We start from the raw sequence: 18,681 nt of genomic DNA on the forward strand, positions 1-18,681 counted from the left end.
CGGGGGCTGCCGGGCCGGGCCGTGGACCGGCCGTGCGGGCGGCACGATGGGGGACTCCCGCCCGTATGCTGGCGGGACAGTCCCCCACACCGAGCGAAACGAGCGGAAGCGGCTGCCATGCGCGTCTATGTCCCCCTGACCCTCTCCGGTCTCGCAGAGGCGCACAAGAACGGTGAGCTGGGCCCCGGCCCGCTGGCCGCGTTCGCCGTCACGCCGGCGCTGCGCGAGTGGTACGTCTCGGACGACATCGAGGAACTGGAGTACGCGGCGCTGAACCGCGCGGCCCAGGCGTCGCTGCGCCAGCTCGCCGGCCACCCGCAGACCCCGCGGCGGCGGGTCGTGGTGGCCGTGGACGTGCCGGACGGCGCCGCGGTGCCGGACCCGGACCGCGGGCTCGACCCGTCGGGGCTCGGTGAGGTGCGGCTCCCCGGGCCGGTGTCGCTGTCGAAGGCCGCTGCCGTGCACGTCGACGCCACGGACGCGGAGGCGGACGTCGCGGCGGCCGCGGCGGCGCTGGGCGCGGCGGACCAGGGCGACGACGACGCGCAGTTCACGGTGGACGGAGCCGAGGACCACGACCTGATGTGGTTCGGGGTGCAGGAGATTCCCCAGCTGATCGCCTGAGGCCGGATCGCCTGAGACCGGGTCGCGTTGTCAGTGGGCCCGGGTACTTTTTCTTCAGGGGAGGCGCCCGGGCCGCACAAGAGGCCCGGGCACGGGAATCGACCTGGGGAAAGCATGGGGAAGTACGCGACACACATCGTCTGGGACTGGAACGGCACGCTGTTCCACGACATCGACGCCGTCATCGGGGCGACCAACTCCGCCTTCGCCGAGATCGGACTGGAGCCGATCACGCTGGAGCTGTATCGCGAGCTGTACTGCGTCCCCGTGCCGCGCTTCTACGAGCGGCTGCTGGGACGGCTGCCGACGGAGGCCGAGTGGCTGGTGATGGACGAGACGTTCCACCGGCACTACTCCGAGCACCGGCTGGCGTGCGGGCTCGCCGAGGGCGTGGACCTGCTGCTGGAGGCGTGGCAGACGGCCGGCGGCAGCCAGTCGATCCTCAGCATGTTCGGGCACGACGAGCTGATACCCCTCGTCCGCGGCTTCGGGATCGAGTCGCGGTTCGTGCTGGTCGAGGGCAGGACCGGACCGTCCGGGGGCACGAAGGCGGCGCAGATGGTGCGCCACCTGGGGGCGCTCACGGAGGTCGATCCGGGCCGTACGGTCGTGATCGGTGACGCGGTGGACGATGCGGTGGCCGCGCGGGAGGCGGGCGCCTCGGCGGTGCTCTACACGGGCGGCTCGCACAGCCGCGCCAGCCTGGAGACCGCCGCGGTCCCGGGAGTCCCGGTGGTCGACACGCTCGCCGAGGCCGTGGAGCTGGCGGGCGTCATGATGGCGTAGGGCGCACCTCCGGGGCACCCAGTGGCCGGGGACTCCGGTCGCACGGGGAGGACTCCGGCGGCACGGGGCTCCCGTCGCACGGGCGCTCCGGTGGCCCGGCAGGAGGCACCACCCCGGCACCCTTTCCGGCCACGCATACGCCACCCCGGCGGCACGTTGTCCAGAAGGGCTAAGTTCGGGCAGAGGTTTTGTACTCCCACGGCCCATGACGGCACCCGTATCGAGAGCGATAGCCTTGCACCGTGATCAGCGCGATAACCCGCGGGGGCGTCGAGGCCCCTGCCGTGCGCCCGGGACACTTCCGTGACCGGGCGGTCGCTGGTCGTTGCGGCCGACACTTGCTGCCGACTTCGTCCGAGAATGTCGACAACGGCACGGCCCCCCCTCATCGCGGTACATCGCCGGCAGTGACAGGACACCCCGCGTCACGGCGTTGTGCGGCTTCCACACAGTTCTTCCACAACGTCACGCAACGGCGCGCGACAGGAGCCAGAGGACATGCAGACCAAGCTGGACGAAGCCAAAACCGAGCTGCTCGCCAGGGCCGCCCGGGTCGTTGAGAGCAGCCCGGCCGGGAGCAAGCACCCGGTAGGGGGGCTCGACCCGGACACCCTCGCGGGATACCTCCAGCGCTACTACCTGCACACCGCCCCCGAGGACCTGGTCGACCGCGACCCGGTCGACGTCTTCGGCGCCGCGCTCTCGCACCACCGCCTCGCGGAGTCGCGCCCGCAGGGCACCGCCAACGTCCGGGTGCACACCCCGACCGTCGAGGAGAACGGCTGGACCTGCAGCCACTCCGTCGTCGAGGTCGTCACCGACGACATGCCGTTCCTGGTCGACTCGGTCACCAACGAGCTCTCCCGGCAGGGCCGCGGCATCCACGTCGTCATCCACCCGCAGGTCACCGTCCGCCGCGACGTCGCCGGCAAGCTCATCGAGCTCCTCGACACCAACGGCGACGCCCACGGCAACGGCAAGACCAAGGCCGCCGAGCTGCCGCACGACGCGGTGACCGAGTCCTGGATCCACGTCGAGATCGACCGCGAGACCGACCGCGAGGACCTGACGCAGATCACCGCCGATCTGCTGCGGGTGCTCTCCGACGTCCGCGAGGCCGTCGAGGACTGGGAGAAGATGCGCGCCGCCGCGCTGCGCATCGCCGACCAGCTGCCGAAGGAGCCGCTCGCCGACGACCTGCGCGAGCTGGAGGTCGAGGAGGCCCAGGAGCTGCTGCGGTGGCTGTCCGACGACCACTTCACGTTCCTCGGCTACCGCGAGTACGAGCTGGACTCCGCGCCCGGTGAGGGCGGCGTCCAGGAAGACGTGCTGACCGCGGTCCCCGGTACCGGCCTGGGCATCCTGCGCGCCGACCCGCCGCACCGCGAGAGCGACGCCGGCCACCCGGTCTCGCCGTCCTTCAACCGGCTGCCCGCGGACGCCCGCGCCAAGGCCCGCGAGCACAAGCTGCTGATCCTCACCAAGGCCAACAGCCGCGCCACCGTCCACCGCCCGTCCTACCTCGACTACGTCGGCGTCAAGAAGTTCGACGAGCAGGGCAACGTCATCGGCGAGCGGCGCTTCCTGGGCCTGTTCTCCTCGGCCGCCTACACCGAGTCGGTGCGCCGGGTGCCGGTCATCCGCCGCAAGGTCGCCGAGGTCCTGGAGGGCGCGGGCTTCAGCCCGGACAGCCACGACGGTCGCGACCTGCTGCAGATCCTGGAGACCTACCCCCGCGACGAGCTGTTCCAGACGCCCGTCGACGAGCTGCGGTCCATCGCGACCAGCGTGCTCTACCTCCAGGAACGGCGCCGGCTGCGGCTCTTCCTGCGCCAGGACGAGTACGGCCGCTACTACTCCGCGCTGGTCTACCTCCCGCGCGACCGCTACACCACCGCCGTCCGGCTGCGCCTGATCGAGATCCTCAAGGAGGAGCTGGGCGGCACCAGCGTCGACTTCACAGCCTGGAACACCGAGTCCGTCCTGTCCCGGCTGCACTTCGTCATCCGCGTCCCGGCCGGGTCCACCCTCCCCGACCTCACCGACGCCGACGCGGACCGCATCGAGAGCCGCCTGGTGGAGGCCGCCCGCTCGTGGTCCGACGGGTTCGGCGAGGCGCTGACCGCCGAGGTCGGCGAGGAGCGCGCCGCCGAGCTGCTGCGCCGCTACAGCCACGCCTTCCCCGAGGGCTACAAGGCCGACAACAGCCCGCGCAGCGCGGTCGCCGACCTGACGCACCTGGAGAAGCTCACCGAGGAGCCCGGCAAGGACTTCTCCGTCAGCCTCTACGAGCCGGTCGGCGCCGGCCCCGGCGAGCGCCGCTTCAAGATCTACCGCAGGGGCGAGCAGGTCTCGCTGTCGCGGGTGCTGCCCGGCCTGAACCGCCTGGGCGTCGAGGTCGTCGACGAGCGCCCGCACGAGCTGCGGCTGGCCGACGCAAGCCGCGCCTGGATCTACGACTTCGGCCTGCGGATGCCGGAGCACATCAAGGGCGACGACGCCCGCGAGCGCTTCCAGGACGCCTTCACCGCGGTGTGGACCGGCGCGGCCGAGAGCGACAACTTCAACAAGCTGGTGCTCCGGGCCGGCCTCAACTGGCGCCAGGCGATGGTGCTGCGGGCCTACGCCAAGTACCTCCGGCAGGCGGGCTCCACGTTCAGCCAGACGTACATGGAGGACACCCTCGCCAACAACGTCCACACCACCCGGCTGCTGGTCTCGCTGTTCGAGGCGCGGATGTCCCCGGAGCGGCAGAGCGCCGGCCGGGAGCTGACCGACGGGCTGCTGGAGGAGCTGGACGGCGCCCTGGACCAGGTCGCGTCCCTGGACGAGGACCGCATCCTGCGGGCCTTCCTGACCGTCATCAAGGCGACCCTGCGCACGAACCACTACCAGAAGAACCGCCAGGGCGCGCCGCACGGCTACCTGTCGATGAAGCTGGACCCGCAGGCCATCCCCGACCTGCCGGCGCCCCGCCCGGCGTACGAGATCTGGGTGTACTCCCCCCGCGTCGAGGGCGTCCACCTCCGCTTCGGCAAGGTCGCGCGCGGTGGTCTGCGCTGGTCGGACCGCCGGGAGGACTTCCGTACGGAGATCCTCGGCCTGGTCAAGGCGCAGATGGTCAAGAACACCGTCATCGTGCCGGTCGGCGCGAAGGGCGGCTTCGTCGGCAAGCAGCTGCCGGACCCGGCGCAGGACCGGGACGCCTGGCTGGCCGAGGGCATCGCCAGCTACCGGACCTTCATCTCCGGTCTGCTGGACATCACCGACAACCTGGTCGGCGGCGAGGTCGTCCACCCCAAGGACGTGGTCCGGCACGACGAGGACGACACGTACCTGGTCGTCGCCGCCGACAAGGGCACCGCGACGTTCTCCGACATCGCCAACGAGGTCGCCGAGTCCTACGGCTTCTGGCTCGGGGACGCCTTCGCCTCCGGCGGCAGCGCCGGCTACGACCACAAGGGCATGGGCATCACCGCCCGCGGCGCCTGGGAGTCGGTCAAGCGGCACTTCCGCGAGCTGGGCGTGAACACCCAGACCGAGGACTTCACCGTCGTCGGCGTCGGCGACATGTCCGGTGACGTCTTCGGCAACGGCATGCTGCTCAGCGAGCACATCCGACTGGTCGCCGCCTTCGACCACCGGCACATCTTCCTCGACCCCAACCCGGACGCGGCCACCTCGTACGCCGAGCGCCGCCGGCTCTTCGAGCTGCCCCGCTCGTCCTGGGCGGACTACAACACCGAGCTGCTCTCGCAGGGCGGCGGCATCCATCCGCGCTCGGCCAAGTCCATCCCGATCAACGCGCAGGTGCGGGCCGCCCTCGGCATCGAGGCCGGCGTGAAGAAGATGACCCCGGCCGATCTGATGCGGGCCATCCTCAAGGCACCGGTCGACCTGCTGTGGAACGGCGGCATCGGCACGTACGTGAAGTCCTCGGTGGAGTCGCACGCCGACGTGGGCGACAAGTCCAACGACGCCATCCGCGTCAACGGCGAGGACCTGCGGGTCAAGGTCGTCGGCGAGGGCGGCAACCTGGGTCTGACCCAGCTGGGCCGGATCGAGTTCGCCACGGCCGGCGGGAAGATCAACAACGACGCGATCGACAACAGCGCCGGTGTGGACACCTCCGACCACGAGGTCAACATCAAGATCCTGCTCAACGCCGTCGTGACCGAGGGCGACATGACGGTCAAGCAGCGCAACAAGCTGCTGGCCGAGATGACCGACGAGGTCGGCGCGCTGGTGCTGCGCAACAACTACGCGCAGAACACCGCCCTGGCCCTGGCCATCGCCCAGTCGTCCAGCATGCTCCACGCCCAGCAGCGGTTCATGCGCCGCCTGGTGCGGGACGGCGACCTCGACCGGGCGCTGGAGTTCCTGCCCACCGACCGGCAGATCCGCGAACGGCTGAGCGCCGGCCGCGGCCTGACCCAGCCCGAGACCGCGGTGCTGCTGGCCTACACCAAGATCACCGTCGCCGACGCGCTGATCCAGACCGGGCTGCCGGACGACCCGTACCTCGAGCGGCTGCTGCACGCCTACTTCCCCTCGGCGCTCTACGAGCGGTTCCCCGAGCAGGTCGACGGGCACGCGCTGAGCCGCGAGATCGTCACGACGGTGCTGGTCAACGACACCGTCAACACCGGCGGTACGAGCTTCCTGCACCGGATGCGGGAGGAGACCGGCGCCTCCCTCGAAGAGGTCGTCCGGGCGCACACCGCGGCCCGCGCGATCTTCCGGCTCAACCAGGTCTGGGACGACGTCGAGGCGCTCGACAATGTCGTCTCGGCCGACGTCCAGACCCGGATCCGGCTGCACTCCCGCCGGCTGGTCGAGCGCGGCACCCGCTGGCTGCTCAACAACCGCCCGCAGCCGCTGGCCCTGTCGGAGACCATCGACTTCTTCTCCGAGCGGGTCGGAGAGGTCTGGGCGCAGCTGCCGAAGCTGCTCCAGGGCAGCGACCTGGAGTGGTTCGAGACGATCCTGGAGGAGCTCACCGGCGCGGGCGTGCCCGAGCAACTGGCCGTCCAGGTGTCCGGCTTCTCGTCGGTCTTCCCGGCGCTGGACATCGTCGCGGTCGCCGACCGGCTGGGCAAGGAGCCGCTGGAGGTCGCCGAGGTCTACTACGACCTGGGGGACCGGCTGCGGATCAACCAGCTCCTCGACCGCATCCTGGAGCTGCCGCGCAACGACCGCTGGCAGTCGATGGCCCGCGCCTCGATCCGCGAGGACCTCTTCGCGGCGCACGCGGCGCTGACCGCGGACGTGCTGTCCGTGGGCAACGGCACCTCGACGCCGGAGCAGCGGTTCAAGGCGTGGGAGCAGGCCAACGCGGCGATCCTCGGCCGTGCCCGGGCGACGCTGGAGGAGATCCACGGCTCGGAGGGCTTCGACCTGGCGAACCTCTCCGTCGCCATGCGGACCATGCGCACCCTGCTGCGCACGCACAGCTGAGCCGCCCGGTCGTACGGCGCGTACGGCAACGGCCCCGGAGCGAAAGGCTCCGGGGCCGTTCCCGTTGCGGCGCCGCGCGGGCCGCCGGCCGGTCTCCTGCGGGACGGGCCACCTGCCGAACCCGCTTACCGGGAGGGCTACTTGCCGGTCTGCGCTTCGTAGGCCTCGATGACCTCGTCGGTGGGGCCGTCCATCAGCAGTTCGCCGCGTTCCAGCCACAGCACGCGGTCGCAGGTGTCGCGGATGGACTTGTTGTTGTGGCTGACCAGGAAGACCGTGCCGGCCTCCTTGCGCAGCTCACGGATGCGGGCCTCGGAGCGCTTCTGGAAGGCGCGGTCGCCGGTGGCCAGCGCCTCGTCGATCATCAGCACGTCGTGGTCCTTGGCCGCGGCGATGGAGAACCGCAGCCGGGCGGACATGCCGGAGGAGTAGGTGCGCATCGGCAGCGAGATGAAGTCGCCCTTCTCGTTGATGCCGGAGAAGTCGACGATCCCGTCGTAGCGCTCCCGGATCTGCTCACGCGACATGCCCATGGCCAGGCCGCCGAGGACGACGTTCTTCTCGCCGGTCAGGTCGTTCATCAGGGCCGCGTTGACGCCCAGCAGGGAGGGCTGGCCGTGCGTGTAGACCTTGCCGCGCTCGGCGGGCAGCAGGCCGGCGACGGCCTTGAGCAGGGTGGACTTGCCCGAGCCGTTCGAGCCGATCAGGCCGATCGACTCCCCGCGGTAGGCGGTGAAGGAGACGCCCTTGACCGCGTGCACCTCGCGCACACCGGTGGAGGGCTTGCGGCGGATGATGCGGTTCAGCGCCGCGGTGGCGCTGCCCTTGCCCGCGCCCGTGCCGTAGACGCGGTAGACGATGTGCAGATCGTCCGCGATCACGGTCGGGATCCGCTCCTGGGCGGCCGCCGTCGGCCGCACGCCGTTGATCTCTTCCGTCATGACCTCAGCCACGTCCGTACCGCTCCTCAGCCTTCCAGAAGTACACATAGCCGCCGATACCGGCCAGCAGCGCCCAGCCGGCCGCGAACGCCCAGACGTGCGGCGGCAGTTGCTTCGCCGTGAAGCTGTCGATCAGCGCGAAGCGCATCAGGTCGATGTAGACCGCCGCCGGGTTGGCGTTGAGCAGGAGCTCCACGATCTTCGGGAGGTGCTTGCCCTGGAGGATCACGCTGATGCTGAACATCACGCCGGACGCGTACATCCACGTCCGCATCACGAAGGGCATCAGCTGCGCCAGGTCCGGGGTCCGGGAGCCGAGGCGGGCCATGACCATCGCCAGACCGGTGTTGAACACGAACTGCAGGGTCAGCGCCGGCAGGACGAGCAGCCATGACCAGGTCGGCAGCTGCCCGAAGCACAGCAGGATGACCGCCAGCACCCCCATGGAGAACAGCAGTTGCTGCAGCTGCGCCAGGCAGAACGAGATCGGCAGGCAGGCCCGCGGGAAGTGCAGGGCGCGCACCAGGCCGAGGTTGCCGGAGATCGCCCGGGTGCCGGTCATCACCGAGTTCTGCAGGAAGGTGAAGATGAAGACGCCGGTCACCAGGAACGGGATGAAGTCCGGAACGTGCTTCCTCGTGTCGAGCAGCACGCCGAAGATCAAGTAGTAGACGGCGGCGTTGAGCAGCGGGGTGATCACCTGCCAGAGCTGCCCGAGCTTGGCGGTGGTGTACATCGCGGTGAGCCGGGCGGTGGCGAACGAGGTGATGAAGTGCCGCCGCTGCCACAGCTGACGGGTGTACTCCGCCAGCGAGGGGCGGGCACCGCTCACCGTGAGGCCGTGGCGTTCGGCCAGCGCGCGCAGCTCGGGGTCGGGGGCGGTGCCGGTGCCGGCGGCGGGCACCCGTGCCGGGGCCGGGGCCGGAGGAGTGAGGGTCTGGGGCATGGGGGCCGCTTTCGCTTGCGTACGGGGGCCGCAGAACGGAGTGCGACGACGGAACGGGTCCGTATCGTCGCGACGCCGACACTAAAGGGAGCTCGCGTCGAAACGCAACCGTAGCGTCGTGACGCTAGGCTCAAGCCATGGCAAAGAACGGCAACGGGAACGACCCCGCGGCGGGCCGGCGCGCCCCGGCGGGCGCCGCGGTACTGCGCGAGGACAAGACCGAGGCGATCCGGGCGGCGGTCTTCGAGGAGCTGGCGGCGGTGGGCTTCGCCCGGATGTCGATCGAGGGCATCGCCCGCCGGGCCGGCGTCGGGAAGACCGCCGTCTACCGGCGGTGGCGCTCCAAGCTGCACCTCGTCCTGGACGTGGTCTCCGCGGTGGCCGCCGCGGGCCTGCCGACCCCGGACACCGGGTCGCTGCGCGGGGACGTACGGATGCTGCTGGAGGTCGCGGCCCGGGCGCTGCGGCACCCGATGGCGTCGCAGATCATCCCGGACCTGCTGGCGGAGGCGGCGCGCAGCCCGGAGCTGGCGACCGCGCTGCGGGCGGCGCTGCACGACAGCCAGGAGGGCGTCGCGGCCGCGGTGGTGGCCAGCGCGGTGGCGCGCGGCGAGCTGCCGCAGAACGTGGACACCCGCCTCGCGCTGGACCTGCTGACCGGCCCGCTGTACTGGCGGCTGCTGGTCGTACGCGACGAACTGCCCAAGGGCTACCTCGACGCCCTGGCGGGCTCGGTGGCGGCGGCACTCGGGGCGGAGTGAGCGGAGCCGGCGGGGGAGGCGGGGCGGGGGTGGGGGGGATCACCTAGGGCGGGGGCGAACGGATCCCGTAGGGGTCGCGAGGGCCCCCTGCGGGGCCACAACCGGGAGAAGCGGGGCGGTATTCCCGCGGGAGGCGTCGAGGACGCGAGAAGTGGCGGCGGCACTCGGGGCCGGAGTGAGCGGAGCCGGCGCCCCGAGTACCTGCACCACTGCCCCCGGCCGGAACGACGGCCGGGGGCAATGGTGTCTGTGCCAGGGGGCGCGGGAGTGCGGCGTCGGCCGGGGCCTCAGCCCGCCATCTCGACGTCCGAGGCGCCCGACGGGCCCGAGGTGCCCGATCCGGCCGCGTCGGCGTCCGCCGACGTGCGCGGGGCGGGGAGCTTCACCAGGCCGGCCGCGGCGGCCGCGGTGCGCGGGGCCGGGGCCACGGTGCGCTCCTCCTGCGGCAGCGGCTCGGGGGCCGTTTCCTGGCCGAGGAAGACCCGGCGGACCACGCGCTCGGCGGCGTGCCCGTCGTCCCACTGGCAGAACCGTGCGCGGAACGCGGCGCGCAGCTCGGTGGCCCGCTCGTCGTCCCAGCGGCCGCTGCGGAAGGCGTCGATCAGCTCGTCCTCGGTGGTGGCGAGCACGCCCGGGGTGTCGCCCGGCTTGCCCGACAGCAGGTCGAAGGTGACGCCGCGGGAGCGGACGTAGGTGTCCCAGTCGTCGGCGTAGTTGATGATCGGCCGGTCGAGGTTGGCGTAGTCGAACATGATCGACGAGTAGTCGGTGACCAGGGCGTCGGCGGCCAGGCACAGTTCCTCGACGACCGGGTGGCCGGAGACGTCGATGATCGCGCCGCGCTCCTGCAGCTCCTGGAGGCGGGTGTCCTGGTCGTAGAAGTAGTGGGTGCGCACCAGCAGGACGAAGTCCTCACCGAGCTCGCGGGAGATCTTCTCCAGGTCCAGCCGCGGCACGTAGCCGACCTGGTAGTCGCGCATGGTCGGGGCGTACAGGACCGCCGTCTTGCCGGGGGCGACGCCCAGGCGCTCGCGGATGTCCAGGACGTCCTGGGCGCTCGCCCGGTAGTAGACGTCGTTGCGGGGGTAACCGGCGTCCAGCGACTCGAAGTTGCAGGGGTAGACCCGCTCCCACTGCTCGGTGGTGTGCTGGTTGGAGGAGAGCGAGTAGTCCCAGCGGTCGGCGCGGGCCAGCAGCTTGCGGAAGCTCATGCCCTTGGCGGCGGCCGGGTAGCGCTTCTGGTCGACGCCCATCGACTTCAGCGGGGTGCCGTGGTGGGTCTGGAGGTGGACCTGCCCCTCGCGCTTGACCACGCCGTCCGCGAAGTTCACGTTGTTGACGAGGTACTTGGCGCGGGCCATGACCTCCCAGTAGCGCGGCGAGTTCAGCACGACGTGGTCGACGCCGGCCGGTATCTCGCCGGAGTCGGCCAGCTGCTGCTTGACGACCCACACGCCGTGGACGTGCGGGGCGAGCTCCTTGGCCTTCTCGTAGATCGCCAGCGGGTTGCAGGCCGGCAGCCGGTTCCAGTACGCGGAGTAGACCGCGAGGTTCTCGTCCAGCGGCTGCCGCAGCAGGGCCTGGTAGCGCAGGTCCATGGCCTTCTTCTTGGCCTGGCGGACCTTCTTGCCGGCGTGCTTGCGGACCGTGCGCTGCACCTTGCCGGCGACCTTGAGGCCGGCCAGCGCCGGGTAGGCGTCCTTGGCGAGCAGCGCGTACTTGCCGCCGGCCACCCCGGCGGGCCGGACGAAGCCGGCCGGCAGCCGCCGGCGGTAGTCGCGGGCGGCGCGGTGGAAGAACTCGGCGGTGGCGTTCTGCGGCAGCCGGCCCGGCTTGTCCAGCACCGTCAGGTAGTGGTCGACCATCTTGCGGAACATGTGCGGGCGCCAGCGCGACAGCTCCGGGTGGGCGTCGAGGTAGGCGAAGACCCGCTCGTACTGGTCGAAGACGTCGAAGTGCTTGCGGCTGGTGGTGCGCAGGATGTTGCCGCCCTGCCGGCGCTGGCGGTAGTGCAGACAGACCCGGTCGAGGACCGCGATGGACTTCGCGGTGATCAGCGTGCAGAACGTCCAGGGGGCGTCCTCGTAGTAGCCGACCGGGAAGGTGAAGCCGTGCTCCTCGATGAAGTCGCGGCGGTAGGCCTTGTTCCAGACGATCTGCAGCAGGTCGAGGATCTCGGGGCGCTCGGCGAGGGCGAAGCTGGGCGCGCCGGACTCGTCGAGCCGGTCGGCGAGGAGGTTGCGGCGGACCGAGCCGTCCCAGTAGGTCCGGGCGTAGTCGAAGATCAGGATCTCCGGGCTGCCGGTGGTGTCCAGCCGCTCCGCCAGCGCGCCGAGCGCGCCGGGCACGAGGGTGTCGTCGCTGTCGAGGAAGAGGACGTACTCGCCGCGGACCTTCGCAAGGCCGGCGTTGCGGGCCAGGCCCAGGCCGACGTTCTCCGGCAGGTGCAGGACCTGTACGCGCTCGTCCCGGGCGGCGTACTCGTCGAGGATGGCGCCGCTGCGGTCCGGCGAGCAGTCGTCGACGGCGATCACCTCGAAGTCCGTGAAGTCCTGCGCCAGCACCGAGTCCATGCACTCGCGCAGGAAGCCCTGCACTCTGAACACGGGCACGATGATGCTGAAGCGGGGTACGACGGGGTCGAGCGTCTCGGACATGCGGTGCTTACTCCTCGTGACGAGCTGAGTACAGAACGCAAAAAAGCCCCAAAGGGGTTCTATGCATTGTCAGCCCTCCTGACCGCCGTTCACCCGAAAAGGTTGTTGTTCGTAACCTGAAAGTTCTGTGGCGCTCATCACGGATGCACGTAAGTGGCGACTTTTCGGGCGGGTGGAATGCCCCCCGGTCACCGCTATCGGACGAGCGGTCCGCCCCCGCTCACCGAATACTGAGGACGTGTCACCGCCGCGCCCGCCCCGTGTCACCCGCCGCCGGCTGCTCCAGCTCACCGGCGGCGGGCTGCTCGCCGCGGCGGCGGGCACCGGCGTCTGGGCCCACGTCGCGGACGAGGGCCCCCGGACGGGTGCACCGGCCGGCTCCGGGCCGCCCCTGGTCGACCCGGCGGACCAGTCCTTCCTGCACGTCATCGCCCATCCGGACGACGGCCTGTACTTCATGAACCCCGACCTGGAGCAGGCCGTCCGCGCCGGGGCCCGCTCGGTCACCGTCTGCCTCACGGGCGGCGAGTCCGACGGGCACAACGTCAGCAGGCACGCCGCGTACGCCGATCGGGTCCCCAGGAACCGGCCCGCCTTCGCCCGGGCCCGCACCAACGGACTGCGCGCCGCGCACGCCGAGATGGCCCTCGGCGACCCCGCGGCCCCCTGGCACCTGACCGCGATATCCCTGCTCCCCGACGTCCAGGCCGAACTGCACACCCTCCAGGCCGCCCCGCACCAGCAGCTGCTGTTCCTGGAACTGGTGGAGGCCCGGGCCGTCTGGCAGGCCCGCGCCACCAGCCTGCGCGGCCTGTGGCTCGGCGCCACGCCCTTCCTGCCCACCCTGCGCCCGGCCGGCTCACCCGTACGGCACCAGTTCCTCTACAGCCGCGCCCAGGTCGTCGCGGCCCTGGTGGCGGTGCTCGACCGGGCCCGTCCCACGGTGGTGCGCACCCTGGACCCCAACGCGGTGCACTCCCGCAAGCGGCCGCCGGCCGGTCCGGACCGCGACCCCCGGCTGGCCGGGCTGCGCTACTACGACCACCAGGACCACACCGCCTCCGCCTACTTCGCGCAGGCCGCGCTGGCCGTCTACCGGCCGCGCGGCAGCCGCCCGCCCATCGTCGAGAACTACCTCGGCTACGAGGCGTCCGCGCTGCCCAACGACGTCGACCTGAAGGCCGCCCGGCGCAAGGCCCGGCTGCTGTCGGTGTACGGCTGGGCCGACCACCGCCGCTGCGGCGACCCGGCCGGCTGCGGCGACCGCAAGGTCGGCGGCTCGGCGCTGGACGGCGGCTCCCGCGACTGGACCCGCTCCACCCGGCTGCGCGCCCCCGGCTCCAACGCCTGGCTCCGGCCCGCGCAGGACGGCCGGCTGGCGGCCTTCGCGGTGCTCGGCGGCACCGCGTACTGCTGGGCCGAGACCCGCCCCGGCAGCGGCCGGTTCGGGGCGCCGGTACCGGCCGGCGGCACGATGCTGCAGGGGCAGATCCACGCGGTGCGCCGCCCCGACGGGCCGCTGCAGCTGTTCGCCTCGCGCACGGTGCTGCCGGACCGCACCGCCGCGCACCGCCGCGAGCTGATGACCGCGGTCCAGCGCGGCACCGCCCCGGACGGCACGCCGCTGTTCGGCCGCTGGGAGTCGCTGGGCTCACCGGACCCGGACCCGGAGCGTTCGCTGGAGATCGGCTTCCCGGCGGCGGTGGCCGCCCCGGACGGCACGGTGCACGTCTTCGTCCGCACCTGGGACGGCAACATCGCGCACCGCGCCGGCCCCGGCGGTACGGGCTTCACGCCGTGGGAGCGGCTGGAGGGCACGGTCAGCACCCTGAAGGCGTCCCCGCAGGTCGTCGACGGGCTGGACGCCTGTGTGGACTCCGACGGGCTGATCCACGTGGTCGCGCCGGGCATCGGGACGGTGGCGCACTGGGTGTCGAAGGAGCCCGGGCACATACCGCGGCCGGCCGCGGCCACCGGGCTGCCGCAGCCGGGCGGCCCGGTCAGTCTCGTCCCGCTGGCCGACGGCGTGGTGCGGGCCGTCTACCGCCGCTCGGTCACCGCACAGGTGCTGATCGCCGAGCGGCACCGGCGGATCGGCGGCTGGCGGGTGGCGGCGCAGTGCGCGCCGGTCGGCGGCTACGGGCGGGTGGCGGCGGCCCCGGTGGGCAGCGGGGACCGGATGGTCGTCGCGGCCCGGGACGACACCGGGGAGGTGCGGGCGGCGATGGCCCAGGACGCCCCCAAGCCCTGGCAGCCGGGCCGGGTGTCGCACTCCGCGGCGGCCGGGGTCGCGCAGGACGCCGCCGGGCGGGCGGTGGTGGTCGCGCTGGGCACCGACGGCCGGCTGTACGCGGCCCGGCAGACGTCGGTGGGGCAGACCGCGCTGTTCGGTGCCTGGCGGCCTCAGAGCGGGTCGCCGGAGCGGACCGGCGACGCCCCGGCCTGACCGGCGGTGCCGCGTACGGCCCCGGCTGCCGTGCCGGGCCGGGCGGGCGGGCGCAGGATCCGCCGCGAGACCAGATAGCCGACCGGCAGCGCGAAGGCGGCGGCGGCCAGCGGCGCCAGCGCGCTGTTCATCCCGCACCAGCCGACCAGCGCCACCAGTCCGGCGCTCTGCATGCCGTAGTTGGTGACCTGGGTCAGCGGGAACAGCAGGAACTTCTTCCAGCTCGGGCGGGTGCGGTAGGTGAAGTAGGTGTTGAGCAGGAACGAGCCGGTCATGCTCAGCGCGAAGGCGAGGCTGTAGGCGGCGAAGTACGGCAGCAGGCGGTGCAGCGGCAGGTAACAGGCGTAGAACGTCGCGGTGTTGATCCCGCCGACGGCGGCGAAGCGCACCGGCTGGGCCCAGCTCCCGCCCGCGGACCGGCCGGCCATCAGCCGGCCTGCGACCCGGCGGTGGCGGCGTCCGCGGGCCCGGCGGCGGCGCTCAGCGCGGCCTCGGCGGCGTTGCCCTCCTTGACCAGGTAGTGCGGGCGCCGCTTGGCCTCGTGGTAGATCCGGCCGATGTACTCGCCGATCAGCCCGAGCATCACCATCTGCAGCCCGCCCAGGCCCACGATGATCGCCACCAGCGTCACATAGCCGGGCGCGGTGACCCCGCCGACGACGGCCGCCGCGACGATCCACAGGGTGTAGAGCGCGGCGAGCCCGGCCAGGCCGAGACCGGCGTAGATGGCCAGCCGCAGCGGCCGGCTGTTGAAGGAGAGCATCCCGTCGATGCCGTAGTTGACCAGCGCGCCGAGCCGCCACTTGGTCTCGCCGGCCTCCCGGACCGCGTTGCGGTAGTCGAAGGTGACGGTGTCGAAGCCGATCCAGGAGAACAGGCCCTTGGAGAAGCGGTTGTACTCCGGCAGCGCCAGCAGCGCGTCCACCGCCTTGCGCGACAGCAGCCGGAAGTCCCCCACCCCGTCGGCGAGTTCGACGTCGACCCAGGTGTTGACGGCCCGGTAGTAGCAGCGGCTCAGCGCGGACCGCAGCCGCCGCTCGCCGTCCCGGCTGCGCCGCGCGACGACCTGGTCGTGGCCCAGCTGGTAGAGGTCGAGCATCTTCTCGATGAGGTCCGGCGGATGCTGCAGGTCGGCGTCCATCAGGATCACCGCGTCGCCGGTGGCCGCCCGCAGGCCGGCCAGCATGGCGGGCTCCTTGCCGAAGTTGCGGCTGAACGACAGGTAGCGGGTGGTGCCCCGGTGCTGCTGGGCCAGGCCGCGCAGCCGGGCCAGGGTGCCGTCGGTGCTGCCGTCGTCGACGTAGCACAGCTCGTGGGCGACGCCGAGGCGGGCGAGGACCGCCCGGACCGCCTCGTCGAAGCGGGCCAGCACGGCCTCCTCGTTGTAGCAGGGGACGACGATGGAGAGCTTCATCCGCGGGCCTCCTTGGTGGTGCGACGCCGGGACCGGCCGCGGCCCCGTAGCTGACCCCCCACCGCCACCGCGCCGACCGCCAGCCCGGCCGCGCCGCTCGCCGCCAGCCCCGCACTCAGGCCCGGCGGCAGGTACGTGCAGGTCAGCCGGGTCGCCCCGGGCCGCAGCGGCACCGCCAGCAGCCCGCCGTACGAGGCCGGCGCGCGCCGCGGCCCGCCGTCCACCGCACACCCCCACCCCGCGACGGCCGGCAGCGCCAGCACCGCGTGCCCCCGGCTGCCGCGCGGCAGCCGGGCCGTCAGCCGGTGCCCGCCCGCGGTCAGCGCCACCGGCCCGCGCAGCGCGCGCACCGCCCGGTCCAGCGCGCCCGGCCGCAGACAGCCCAGCGGGCGCGCGGGCAGCCACTGGCTGCCCCGGCCGATGAACCGCACCGCGACCGTCCCGTCGTCCGGCACCCGCCCCAGCACCCGCACCGGGTTGGCGGTGGTGTCCGCCCGGCCGATGCCCTTGGTACGGGTGCCCAGTCCGCTGACCTGGCCCCAGAACCAGGGCGCGTACCAGACGACGGTGCCGCCGGGGATGCAGCGGGCGGTGAAGGTGGTGCCCGCGCCGTTCGGGCCGGCCAGGGGCGCGGCCGCGGCGGGCAGCGCCGACGGCGGCAGCAGCCAGCCGTCGCGCCCGCGCACCGGCGCGGTGCCCGCGGTGGGCGTCAGCTCCGGCACCTCGTAGACCGCCGCGCCCAGCACCCGTTCCTGGCGCGCGAACACGCTCTCCGGGCCGCGCGGCGGGGCCGCCAGGCGGCCGCGCACGGTCAGCAGCGGGGCCGGCGCCGGGCGGGCGCGGTCCACGGTGAAGTGGCCGCGGGGGTCCTGCGGTGCGGGGAGCAGCGAACTGCCGACGCCCATCAGGGCCCGGCCCACCGGGTCCTCGAAGCTGAGGGTGTGACGGCCCCTCATGTACCAGCCGGCGCCCAGGTCCCGCAGGGCGCGGGCGGTGGCCGCGGGCACGTAACTGCTGTAGTAGGCGCCGCCCTCGCCGCCGAGCAGCAGCGGGTCGTTGTTGGCGAACTCGTGCGGCCCCGGGTCGGTGCGCGAACGCGGCCAGTCGTCGCGTGCGGCGAGGCCGGCGCGGGCCGCCAGGGACGCCCGGGTCATGGTGATCTTGGGCCGGAACCAGGCGATCTTGCCCCGTACGGCCGTCACCGAGAACACCGTGTACGCCGAGGCGAGCAGCACCGTGCCGGCCAGCGCCGCGGTGAGCGCGGTCCGCGGGCCGGTCCGGGCGCCGGCGGCGGGCAGCACCGCCAGCGCGGTCAGCGCCGCCAGGGCCGCGGTGCCGCCGCCGGCCACCAGGATCCAGGTCGCCGCGCCGACCGCGCCCTGGTCCCGGCACGCCCACGCCAGCAGCGCCACCAGCGCCCCGCCGGCGGCCAGTTCGCCGGCCCGGGGCCGGTGCGCCAGCGCCAGCCAGGAGATCATCACGAGGATGCCGCTGAGCACGAACGCGGCCCGGTACGGGCTGCCGTTGGGCAGCGCCAGCCCGTGCCACAGCAGGATCGTCGGCCGCCAGACGAACGAGGCGGCCACCCCCAGCGCCAGCGCGTACCAGGCGAGGCGGGCCCGCGCCGGCACCGCCCGGACGAACGGGAAGGCGGCGACCAGCAGCAGCCCCGGCACGCCGATGAAGATGTTGGGCGTGGGCACCGCGCCGTGGCCGCCGGGCAGCAGCTGCGCCAGCTGGTACAGCACGGTGGGCCGTGCCTCGTAGGAGACCGGGGGAGCGGGCTGGGCGGCCCGGCTGGCCCGCAGGGTGACGGTCAACACGGGCGCCGCGAGGCCGATCCCGGCGAGCGTCGCCGTCATCGCCCGGCCGGCCGCCCGCAGCCGCGCGCCCGGCGGCATCCCGGCCGCCGTGCCCAGCCGCACCGCCAGCACCAGCCCGGTCGCCAGGGTGGCCATCGCCGCCGTGTAGAAGTTGCCCGCCCAGGCCAGGGCGACCAGCAGCGTCCCGGCCACCCAGCGGGTGCGCCGCAGGCACCAGTCCGCGGCGATCCCCAGCAGCGGCAGCGCCACCGGCCCCCACATCCACATCGGGTCCGCGGCACCGTCGTTCAGCACCCAGCCGCACAGCGCGTAGCCCACCGACAAAAGCGCCCGCAGCGTCCCGGAGCCGGGGTGCAGCCGGCCGAGGAGGACGGTCATCAGGGCGGCGGCCAGGCCGATGCTGCACAGCGTGACCAGGAAGACCGGAAGGTCCGCCGCCGCGCGCGGGAAGAGGCCGACGAGCAGCGAGAACGGGTTCATCAGATACGTGAGGAAGTCCGCGAGGAACGGCACCCCGTATCCGCTGCTCCAGTTGAAGAACAGATCGCCGGCGGCCCGGCCGTGCAGCAGGTCCCACAGCCGGGCGTGGAAGGGCACGAACTGATTGCCGAGGTCGTTGACGGCGCGCGAGCGCGGCCCGAACGGGTAGCTGCCGTACACGGCGAGCCCCAGGCAGTACGCCGCCGTGGACAGCGCCGCCGCCGTCCAGGGGGCGGTCCACCGTCGTGGCGGCCGGTCCGCCGCCGGGCGGTCCCCTTTGGGCAGCGGCCGGGCAACCTCCCGGGGCCGGAGCGCCTCTTGGGGGGTGGCGGGCGTCGGAGCCACC

The 18,681-nt window shown here is 72.9% G+C and carries 11 protein-coding genes; 5 read left to right on the top strand and 6 right to left on the bottom strand.

What is annotated here, in order from left to right:
- The first annotated feature begins 117 nt into the window (after positions 1-117).
- The 3 genes from V2J85_RS37650 (at position 118) to V2J85_RS37660 (ending at position 6,867) form a co-directional block, all read left to right on the top strand.
- Positions 118-624: a DUF6912 family protein gene (locus tag V2J85_RS37650; RefSeq protein ID WP_261951146.1), complete on the top strand. Its 507-nt coding sequence runs from the start codon at positions 118-120 to the stop codon at positions 622-624.
- A gap of 114 nt (positions 625-738) precedes the next feature.
- Positions 739-1,410 (top strand): HAD family hydrolase, encoded by a 672-nt coding sequence (locus tag V2J85_RS37655; protein WP_261951147.1) that lies wholly within the window; start codon positions 739-741, stop codon positions 1,408-1,410.
- Positions 1,411-1,908: 498 nt separating this feature from the next.
- Complete coding sequence (locus V2J85_RS37660; RefSeq protein WP_330824096.1) at positions 1,909-6,867, top strand: NAD-glutamate dehydrogenase; 4,959 nt, start codon at positions 1,909-1,911, stop codon at positions 6,865-6,867.
- Positions 6,868-7,004: 137 nt separating this feature from the next.
- Here the strand turns inward: V2J85_RS37660 and V2J85_RS37665 are convergent, their stop codons facing one another.
- A complete protein-coding gene (locus V2J85_RS37665; RefSeq protein ID WP_330824104.1) occupies positions 7,005-7,808 on the bottom strand; it encodes an ABC transporter ATP-binding protein in 804 nt (267 codons plus the stop codon).
- Positions 7,809-7,812: 4 nt separating this feature from the next.
- Positions 7,813-8,754, bottom strand: coding sequence for an ABC transporter permease (locus V2J85_RS37670; protein WP_261951149.1), 942 nt, complete (start codon positions 8,752-8,754; stop codon positions 7,813-7,815).
- Between the two features lie 137 nt (positions 8,755-8,891).
- Between V2J85_RS37670 and V2J85_RS37675 the strand changes: the two genes are divergently transcribed.
- The gene (locus V2J85_RS37675) at positions 8,892-9,515 is read left to right on the top strand and encodes a TetR/AcrR family transcriptional regulator (protein ID WP_330824097.1); all 624 of its coding nucleotides are present in this window, start codon (positions 8,892-8,894) and stop codon (positions 9,513-9,515) included.
- A gap of 287 nt (positions 9,516-9,802) precedes the next feature.
- On the opposite strand, the gene V2J85_RS37680 is transcribed toward V2J85_RS37675, so the two are convergent.
- A complete protein-coding gene (locus V2J85_RS37680) occupies positions 9,803-12,172 on the bottom strand; it encodes a bifunctional glycosyltransferase/CDP-glycerol:glycerophosphate glycerophosphotransferase (RefSeq protein WP_330824098.1) in 2,370 nt (789 codons plus the stop codon).
- Between the two features lie 238 nt (positions 12,173-12,410).
- Here V2J85_RS37680 and V2J85_RS37685 point away from each other — a divergent pair, with 238 nt between their 5' ends.
- Entirely contained in the window at positions 12,411-14,618 is a 2,208-nt protein-coding gene (locus V2J85_RS37685; RefSeq protein WP_261951152.1) for a PIG-L family deacetylase, read from the top strand.
- On the opposite strand, the gene V2J85_RS37690 is transcribed toward V2J85_RS37685, so the two are convergent.
- From V2J85_RS37690 to V2J85_RS37700, 3 genes are read right to left on the bottom strand one after another with little or no spacing between them, the layout of a single operon-like run.
- Positions 14,576-15,046 (bottom strand): GtrA family protein, encoded by a 471-nt coding sequence (locus V2J85_RS37690; RefSeq protein ID WP_330824099.1) that lies wholly within the window; start codon positions 15,044-15,046, stop codon positions 14,576-14,578. The two genes, V2J85_RS37685 and V2J85_RS37690, sit on opposite strands and share 43 nt — an antisense overlap.
- Positions 15,046-16,032, bottom strand: coding sequence for a glycosyltransferase family 2 protein (locus tag V2J85_RS37695; protein WP_030815272.1), 987 nt, complete (start codon positions 16,030-16,032; stop codon positions 15,046-15,048). Before V2J85_RS37695 ends, V2J85_RS37690 begins: the two co-directional genes overlap by 1 nt.
- On the bottom strand, positions 16,029-18,680 hold the full coding sequence (locus V2J85_RS37700) for a YfhO family protein (protein WP_330824100.1): 2,652 nt from the start codon (positions 18,678-18,680) through the stop codon (positions 16,029-16,031). Before V2J85_RS37700 ends, V2J85_RS37695 begins: the two co-directional genes overlap by 4 nt.
- Position 18,681 lies beyond the last annotated feature (1 nt).

The sequence above is a fragment of the Streptomyces bugieae genome, assembly GCF_036352915.1.
Taxonomy (GTDB): Bacteria; Actinomycetota; Actinomycetes; order Streptomycetales; family Streptomycetaceae; genus Streptomyces; species Streptomyces endophytica.